The sequence below is a fragment of the Bellilinea sp. genome (assembly GCF_034432615.1).
GTDB lineage: Bacteria > Chloroflexota > Anaerolineae > Anaerolineales > Anaerolineaceae > Bellilinea.
Window position 1 is genome coordinate 1 of record NZ_DAOUBL010000301.1, and the last position, 6,831, is coordinate 6,831.

14 protein-coding genes are annotated in these 6,831 nt (G+C 53.4%); all 14 read left to right on the top strand.

Translation table 11 applies throughout. The features are described from left to right. On the top strand, positions 1–258 hold a 258-nt coding region (gene rpl5, locus VAE48_RS13625; RefSeq protein ID WP_416181052.1), incomplete at its 5' end, for a large ribosomal subunit protein uL5. Position 259: 1 nt separating this feature from the next. Beyond that, positions 260–442, top strand: coding sequence for a type Z 30S ribosomal protein S14 (locus VAE48_RS13630; protein ID WP_082149015.1), 183 nt, complete (start codon positions 260–262; stop codon positions 440–442). 19 nt (positions 443–461) lie between these two features. After that, on the top strand, positions 462–875 hold the full coding sequence (gene rpsH, locus VAE48_RS13635; RefSeq protein ID WP_061915305.1) for a 30S ribosomal protein S8: 414 nt from the start codon (positions 462–464) through the stop codon (positions 873–875). Between the two features lie 29 nt (positions 876–904). Continuing rightward, positions 905–1,453 carry a 50S ribosomal protein L6 gene (gene rplF, locus VAE48_RS13640; protein WP_322793879.1) on the top strand — a complete coding sequence of 183 codons (549 nt, stop codon included), beginning with the start codon at positions 905–907 and terminating at the stop codon, positions 1,451–1,453. A gap of 10 nt (positions 1,454–1,463) precedes the next feature. Further along, on the top strand, positions 1,464–1,829 hold the full coding sequence (gene rplR / locus VAE48_RS13645; protein ID WP_322793880.1) for a 50S ribosomal protein L18: 366 nt from the start codon (positions 1,464–1,466) through the stop codon (positions 1,827–1,829). Positions 1,830–1,867: 38 nt separating this feature from the next. Next, positions 1,868–2,392, top strand: a complete 525-nt coding sequence (gene rpsE, locus VAE48_RS13650; RefSeq protein ID WP_322793881.1) for a 30S ribosomal protein S5 — start codon at positions 1,868–1,870, stop codon at positions 2,390–2,392. Positions 2,393–2,411: 19 nt separating this feature from the next. After that, on the top strand, positions 2,412–2,594 hold the full coding sequence (gene rpmD, locus VAE48_RS13655) for a 50S ribosomal protein L30 (RefSeq protein WP_211261486.1): 183 nt from the start codon (positions 2,412–2,414) through the stop codon (positions 2,592–2,594). Further along, positions 2,591–3,046: a 50S ribosomal protein L15 gene (gene rplO, locus VAE48_RS13660; protein ID WP_322793882.1), complete on the top strand. Its 456-nt coding sequence runs from the start codon at positions 2,591–2,593 to the stop codon at positions 3,044–3,046. Before rpmD ends, rplO begins: the two co-directional genes overlap by 4 nt. Before the next feature lie 26 nt (positions 3,047–3,072). Further along, on the top strand, positions 3,073–4,425 hold the full coding sequence (gene secY, locus VAE48_RS13665) for a preprotein translocase subunit SecY (protein WP_322793883.1): 1,353 nt from the start codon (positions 3,073–3,075) through the stop codon (positions 4,423–4,425). A gap of 4 nt (positions 4,426–4,429) precedes the next feature. Further along, complete coding sequence (locus tag VAE48_RS13670; RefSeq protein WP_322793884.1) at positions 4,430–5,077, top strand: adenylate kinase; 648 nt, start codon at positions 4,430–4,432, stop codon at positions 5,075–5,077. A gap of 14 nt (positions 5,078–5,091) precedes the next feature. Beyond that, positions 5,092–5,907, top strand: coding sequence for a type I methionyl aminopeptidase (gene map / locus VAE48_RS13675; RefSeq protein ID WP_322793885.1), 816 nt, complete (start codon positions 5,092–5,094; stop codon positions 5,905–5,907). A gap of 47 nt (positions 5,908–5,954) precedes the next feature. After that, the gene (rpmJ, locus tag VAE48_RS13680; RefSeq protein WP_322793886.1) at positions 5,955–6,068 is read left to right on the top strand and encodes a 50S ribosomal protein L36; all 114 of its coding nucleotides are present in this window, start codon (positions 5,955–5,957) and stop codon (positions 6,066–6,068) included. A 6-nt stretch (positions 6,069–6,074) separates the two neighbouring features. Next, entirely contained in the window at positions 6,075–6,464 is a 390-nt protein-coding gene (rpsM, locus tag VAE48_RS13685; protein WP_322793887.1) for a 30S ribosomal protein S13, read from the top strand. A gap of 122 nt (positions 6,465–6,586) precedes the next feature. Continuing rightward, a partial coding sequence (rpsK, locus tag VAE48_RS13690; RefSeq protein ID WP_322793888.1) for a 30S ribosomal protein S11 occupies positions 6,587–6,831 on the top strand: 245 nt, incomplete at its 3' end.

The window sequence follows — 6,831 nt, forward strand, 5'->3', positions numbered from 1 at the left end:
ATGTGGTCATTCCTCGACCGTTTGATGAACATTGTGCTTCCTCGGGTGCGTGATTTTCGCGGTGTTTCGGCAGAGGCGTTTGATGGACGCGGAAATTACACGCTGGGTTTGCGGGAACAGATCATCTTCCCGGAAATCGAGTACGACAAGGTGGATAAGGTACGCGGAATGGAAATTACCATTGTAACTACAGCACCAACCGATGATCAGGCTGTCAAATTGCTGCAATTGCTTGGGATGCCTTTCAGGAAGGATTAGTATGGCAAAGAAATGTATGATGTATCGTGAACAACGCCGCAAGTACGCCGTTCAGGTGCGTAATCGTTGCAAACGTTGTGGACGCCCGCGAGGTTACCTGCGTCGTTTTGGGCTGTGCCGAATTTGCTTCCGGGAGCTCGCTCTTGAAGGGAAGATCCCCGGCGTAACCAAGTCATCCTGGTAGTTCCAGGCCGGAGGTAGGCATGAGTGTGAATGATCCAATTGCTGATATGTTAACCCGCATGCGCAACGCCATCATGAATGGTCAGGTGGTGGTCGCTATGCCAAGCACCAAACTCAAGGCAGAAATTGCCCGGGTATTGAAGGAAGAGGGTTTCATCGAATCGTATGAAGTTGTGAGCGGTGAAAAACCTCACGAGCAGACTCTGCGCATTCGTTTGAAGTACGTGGGCGAACGCCGCCAACGCCGTCCGGTCATTACCGGATTGGAGCGGGTGAGCCGTCCGGGCCGACGCATTTACACCCGTAAACAGGATATTCCCTGGGTGCTTTCTGGTTTGGGTGTTGCTATTCTCTCCACACCCAAGGGTGTGATGACCGGACAGCGCGCGCGCCAACTCAATGTTGGCGGTGAAATCCTGTGCAAGGTCTGGTAGGCCGGAAAGCGTAAAGGAGGTATATAGACGTGTCTCGTATTGGTCGCTTACCGGTGGTTGTTCCTGCAAATGTTCAGGTGACAGTGGATGGCTCTTCGGTGCACATCAAAGGCCCGAAGGGTGAATTGCAACGCGAATTTTCGCCGGTGATTTCCATTAAATTCGAGAATGGACAAATCGCCGTCAGCCGCTCATCTGAAGAGCCGCAAGTGCGGGCGCTGCATGGAATGACCCGAGCATTAATCCAGAATATGGTAACCGGAGTCAGCGAAGGGTTTACCAAGGTGCTGGAAATTGATGGTGTGGGTTATCGCGCCGAAATGGATGGCCAAAACCTGAAGCTGTTTGTGGGATATTCCCATCCGGTCATTGTTGAACCCCCGGCGGGTATCTCCTTTGATGTGGATACCAAAACACGCCAGATCAAAGTAATGGGATACAACCGGGAGTTGGTGGGGCAGGTTGCTGCCGATATCCGTAAAATTCGACCACCCGAACCCTATCATGGGAAAGGGATTCACTATCTTGGTGAAAAAATCCGCCGAAAAGCCGGCAAAGCCGGTAAAGGCAAGAAATAGGTGAGTGCTCATGGCTAAATTAAGTCGTTCTGAAGCGAGAATTCGCCGCCATCGCCGCGTGCGCAAGCACCTGAGCGGCACGCCGGATCGTCCGCGTCTGGCAGTTTTCCGCAGCCTGGCCGAAACCTATGCACAGGTGATTGATGATGAAGCCGGGCAAACGCTGGCAGCAGCATCCACCATTGATCACGAGTTACGGGGCAAGGTGGAAGGTAAAACCAAAACCGAACAGGCCCGGCTGGTGGGTGAACTGGTTGCCAAGCGCGCCAAAGAAAAGGGCATCACCCGTGTGGTGTTCGACCGGGGCGGTTTTCGTTACATCGGCCGGGTTAAGGCACTGGCCGAAGCTGCCCGTGAGTCTGGCCTGGAGTTCTAGGCTGAACCGAAAGCAATGAAAGAGGCCTGACTATGGAGATGATGGAATACTCAACTTACGAACAACAATACGACGAGCGGGTCATTGAAATTGCCCGCGTGGCAAAAGTTGTCAAAGGCGGCCGCCGCTTCCAGTTTCGGGTGACGGTGGTGGCTGGTGATAATCATGGGAATGTCGGTTTGGGTGTTGGTAAAGCCAATGCGGTGCCGGATGCCATGCGTAAAGCCACCGAACGGGCTCATAAAAACATGCGGCCTGTGCCCATGATCGGGACAACCATCCCGCATGAGGTCATCGGCAAAACATCCGGGGCAAAAGTGCTGCTCAAACCGGCTTCTGCAGGTACGGGCGTTATTGCCGCGGGTGGGGTGCGCGCAGTATTGGAAGCTGCCGGTATTCGGGATATTTTAACCAAATCAATGGGCAGCGCCAATGTGCTGAATGTGGTGAAAGCCACCTTTGATGCACTGAGCCAGCTGAAATCGCCCGAAGAGGAAGCGGCAAAACGCGGTAAACCCGCCAAGGATTTGCTGCCCTTCTGGGAACGGAGGAAGAATGGCTGAGAAAAAGCAATCTCCCAAGATGCTGCGCATCACCTGGGTGAAAAGCGCAATCGGTTATTCGGAGCAACATAAAGCGACCATTCGTGCGCTGGGTCTGCGCCGTCTCAACCAGACGGTGATTCATGAGGATACGCCGACCCTGCGAGGAATGCTGCGGAAAGTCAATCATCTTGTAAAAATCGAAGAGCAGGTAGAGCAATGAAATTGAATGATCTGAAGCCAAACGAAGGCGCCAGAAAAGACCGCAAACGCGTTGGGCGGGGTATTTCCGCCGGTAAAGGTAAAACCAGCGGCCGCGGTACCAAAGGCCAGGGCTCCCGCTCCGGTGAAGGCGGGCATCTGTACCGCCAGGGCGGTAACCTGCCGTTCTACCGCCGTCTGCCGTTCATGCGCGGGGAGGGCTTTACCCCTCCCGTGCAGGTTGAATACAACGAAGTCAACCTCAGTCAACTGGCAGCGAAGTTTGAAGCCAACATGGAAGTTACTCCACAAACGCTGGCGGAGAAGAATTTACTTCACAAGCCCAATAACCCGGTTGTCATTCTTGGCAATGGGGAATTGAATATCCCCCTGAAGGTGCGGGTGCAACGGGTGAGCAAAGGTGCACAGGCCAAAATCGAAGCCGCTGGCGGTTCTGTGGAAATCATCGCCTGAGAGGCTGGAGTTAAGGAGACCAACGCATGAAGCGGTCAGCATGGCGTTATTTATGGAAATCGGAAGATATTCGTAAGAAGCTTTTAATCACTTTGCTGCTGCTGGTGCTTTATCGGCTGGCAGCCAATATTCCCGTGCCGGGAATTGACCGCGAAGTGATTCGAGGCATCGTTCAGGCACCCGGAGCAGCGGGTACGCTGTTTGGCCTGCTGGATCTGCTTTCTGGTGGTACGATTTCACGGTTCTCCATTCTGGCAATGGGGGTTTATCCTTACATCACGGCGCAGATTATTCTGCAACTGCTGGTGCCAATCATTCCGGCGCTGGAGCGGAAGATGAAGGAAAACCCCCGCGAAGGTCAGAAATGGATGGAAAAATGGACGATTATTCTGACCGTGCCGATGGCATTGCTTTCGGCTATTGGTCAAATTAACATCTTCAACTCGCTTGCCGGACAAACGGGTCAAACGGTGTTGAGCTACACCTACGGTTTCACGGGAGCCTCTTTGCTGCCAACCCTGACGACCCTGATCAGCATGATGGCCGGCACGATGCTGGGTATCTGGCTGGGGCAGTTGATCTCCGAATATGGCATTCCCAAGCAGGGTCTTTCGCTCATCATCTTTTCCGGCATCGTGGCAGGCATTCCATCCAACCTGATCAGTCTATGGAGTGACCGTCAAAATGCATGGTGGCTGACTCTGCTGATTCTGGTTGTGCTGGTGCTGGTCATCTTTGCGATTGTCTTCGTGCAACAAGGACGCCGCAATGTGCCGGTGCTGTTCCCCGGACGGCGAGTGGGTAACCGCATGTCCATGCCGGTACGCAGCAATCTGCCGTTGATGATAAACATGGCCGGTATGATCCCGTTGATTTTTGCACAATCTATCTTGCTCTTTCCGGCAATTGTGGCCAGTTACTTCATCAATTCCCAAACACCGTGGGTAGCCAGCCTTGCCAGCGGTATTTACAATACCTTCAGCGGGCAGGGAGCGTGGTATGCGGTGATGTACTTCTTGATGGTGGTGGCGTTCACCTTTTTCTATACGGATGTTCTCTTTGCTCAACAGAATTACGGTGAAACCCTCAAGCGGCAGGGCGCTCAAATTCCGGGTGTCCTGCGGGGGCCTGCCACCCAAAAGTACCTGACCAAGGTTCAACGGCGAATCACCCTGCCGGGAGCGTTTTTCCTCGGCTTTGTGGCAGTACTTCCCTACATCATGCATGCTTTCTTGCCGGCTTCGGCGCGCAATGCCGGTTTGTTTCTCATTTCGGCGGCCGGCTTGCTGATCGTGGTTGGTGTGGTGCGGGATACCTTCACCATCATCGAAACCGAGCTCAAGTTACACGGTTACGATGAAAATCTAATCAAGGGATAATCGGATGGGACGCTTTATCGTACTCCTCGGCCCTCCCGGCGCGGGAAAAGGCACACAGGCACAGGTTTTGGCAGAAAAAACCGGATTGGCGCACATCTCTTCCGGGGATATCTTCCGTGAAAACCTGAAGAATCAAACCGATTTAGGAAAACTGGCTCAGGTTTACATGAACCGCGGTGAGCTGGTGCCGGATGATGTCACCATTGCAATGATTCGCGAGCGGCTCAGCCGCCCCGACTGCGCCAATGGTGCCATTCTGGATGGTTTTCCGCGAACCCCAGCCCAAGCCGAGGCCTTGAGCGCCATGTTGGACGATCTGGACGGGAAAGTGGTGAGCGTCCCATACATTTCGGTGCCAGCCGAGGTGTTGATTGAACGCTTGAGCGGCCGCTGGACCTGCCGGACGTGCGGCAAGGTATATCACAGCGTGTACAACCCACCAAAAAAAGCCGGAATCTGTGATGATGACGGTGGGGAGTTGTACCAGCGCGAAGATGACCAGCCGGCAACGGTGGAGAAGCGGATCAAAGTTTACTTGGAACAAACCAGCCCGTTGATTGAACATTACCGGCGGGCTGGATTGCTGGTGGAAATTGATGGGACTTTACCGATTGAAGAGGTAACCCGTCAATTGATGGAAGCGATTGCCTAACAGGTGGTAATACAATGACGTGGGAACGCCAGATCACGATTAAATCTCCTCAGGAATTGGAGATCATGCGCATAGCCGGGCAGATCAATGCCGAAGCCCTGCAAGCAGCGCGTGATGTCGCTCGCCCTGGTGTTTCTACGGCCGATCTGAATGCGGCTGCCGAAGAGGTTTTGAAGAAATACGGAGTTTATTCTCCATTTTTGAACTATCCTGGGCCGTATCCTTATCCTGCCAGCACGACCATCAGTGTCAACGAAGAACTGGTTCACGGCATTCCCAGTCCGCGCCGCAAATTGCGCGAAGGGGATATCGTTTCGGTGGACTGCGGCACGGTATATGAAGGTTTCGTAGCCGATTCGGCGATTACCTTTGCAATTGGTGAGGTTTCACCAGAGGTTCAAAAATTGCTGGAAGTCACCGAAGCGGTGCTGTATGTCGGCATTGAAAAACTGGTAGCCGGAAACCGGGTTGGTGATGTTTCTGCGGCAATTCAGCAATATGTGGAAAGTCATGGTTTCCATGTTACCCGTGAATATACCGGTCATGGTGTTGGACGGCAAATGCACGAAGGACCCCAGGTGCCGAATTACGGCACGCCGGGGCGTGGCATGTTGTTGCGGGTGGGCATGACCATTGCTTTGGAACCGATGGTTCTGATCGGCTCACCGGCGACGCGGGTTCTGGATGATCAATGGACGGTAGTTTCGCGCAATGGATTGCCCGCTGCTCATTTTGAGCACACAGTAGCGATCACAGAAAATGGTCCACGAATCCTGACTCTTTTGAAAGATGGCAGCAAACCTGGACGAAATGGTAGAAATCAGGTATAATTGAAACTTTGGCTGTTGAAGTAAGGAATGATGAGGAGTAATCAATCATGAGAGTTTCACCATCCATTCGCAAGCGATGCGCAAAGTGCAAGATTGTGCGGCGCAGCGGTAAGTTGTACGTCATTTGTGAAAACCCAAAGCATAAGCAGCGACAGGGGTAATGAGGCATGGCGAGAATTGAAGGTGTTGATCTACCACGCAACAAGCGCGTTGAAGTTGCACTGACCTATATTTATGGGATCGGCCCGACTCGGGCACGCAAGATCCTGGCGGATACAAAAGTCAATCCGGATACGCGGGTCAAAGACCTGAGTGAAACGGATGTAAACCTTTTGCGTGATTACATTGCCCAAAACTATAAAGTAGAAGGCGACCTGCGGCGCGAGGTGCAGATGAACATCAAGCGCCTGATCGAAATCGGGTGCTACCGCGGTCTGCGCCATCGCCGTAACCTGCCAGTTCGTGGGCAGCGAACGCGCACGAACGCCCGTACACGCAAAGGCCCCAAGAAGACTGTGGCGGGACGCGGCCGCCGCCGTGGAGCAACCAAGAAATAATCCGGTTATGGGAAGGGCTGATCTGGGGTACCTTCCCGCCCCCGCGGCTGGTCAGCCTGACCCTAACCGGTTATATCAAAACGCTGTACTCTGAAAGAAATCGAGGTTGATAGCGAGGAAATATGGCACAAAATGTAAGATCAGCGCGCCGGTCAAGTACTCCCCGAAAGGTGAAGCGTACGCTGTCCTCAGCGCAGGTACATATTTATGCATCGTTTAATAATACGATTGTGACGGTAACGGACCAGCAGGGCAATGCTGTCTGCTGGGCAAGCGCCGGTTCGGCCGGGTTCAAGGGTTCCCGCAAGAGTACCCCGTTTGCTGCTCGTTTGGCTGCCGAACAGGCCCTTAAAGCAGCTCAGGCGAT

What these genes read in the sequence shown, in the direction of transcription:
- VAE48_RS13630 (WP_082149015.1), top strand. Translation starts at nt 260, where the DNA reads ATGGCAAAGAAATGTATGATGTATCGTGAACAACGCCGCAAGTACGCC.
- rpsH (WP_061915305.1), top strand. Translation starts at nt 462, where the DNA reads ATGAGTGTGAATGATCCAATTGCTGATATGTTAACCCGCATGCGCAAC.
- rplR (WP_322793880.1), top strand. Translation starts at nt 1,464, where the DNA reads ATGGCTAAATTAAGTCGTTCTGAAGCGAGAATTCGCCGCCATCGCCGC.
- rpsE (WP_322793881.1), top strand. Translation starts at nt 1,868, where the DNA reads ATGATGGAATACTCAACTTACGAACAACAATACGACGAGCGGGTCATT.
- rpmD (WP_211261486.1), top strand. Translation starts at nt 2,412, where the DNA reads ATGCTGCGCATCACCTGGGTGAAAAGCGCAATCGGTTATTCGGAGCAA.
- rplO (WP_322793882.1), top strand. Translation starts at nt 2,591, where the DNA reads ATGAAATTGAATGATCTGAAGCCAAACGAAGGCGCCAGAAAAGACCGC.
- secY (WP_322793883.1), top strand. Translation starts at nt 3,073, where the DNA reads ATGAAGCGGTCAGCATGGCGTTATTTATGGAAATCGGAAGATATTCGT.
- VAE48_RS13670 (WP_322793884.1), top strand. Translation starts at nt 4,430, where the DNA reads ATGGGACGCTTTATCGTACTCCTCGGCCCTCCCGGCGCGGGAAAAGGC.
- map (WP_322793885.1), top strand. Translation starts at nt 5,092, where the DNA reads ATGACGTGGGAACGCCAGATCACGATTAAATCTCCTCAGGAATTGGAG.
- rpmJ (WP_322793886.1), top strand. Translation starts at nt 5,955, where the DNA reads ATGAGAGTTTCACCATCCATTCGCAAGCGATGCGCAAAGTGCAAGATT.
- rpsM (WP_322793887.1), top strand. Translation starts at nt 6,075, where the DNA reads ATGGCGAGAATTGAAGGTGTTGATCTACCACGCAACAAGCGCGTTGAA.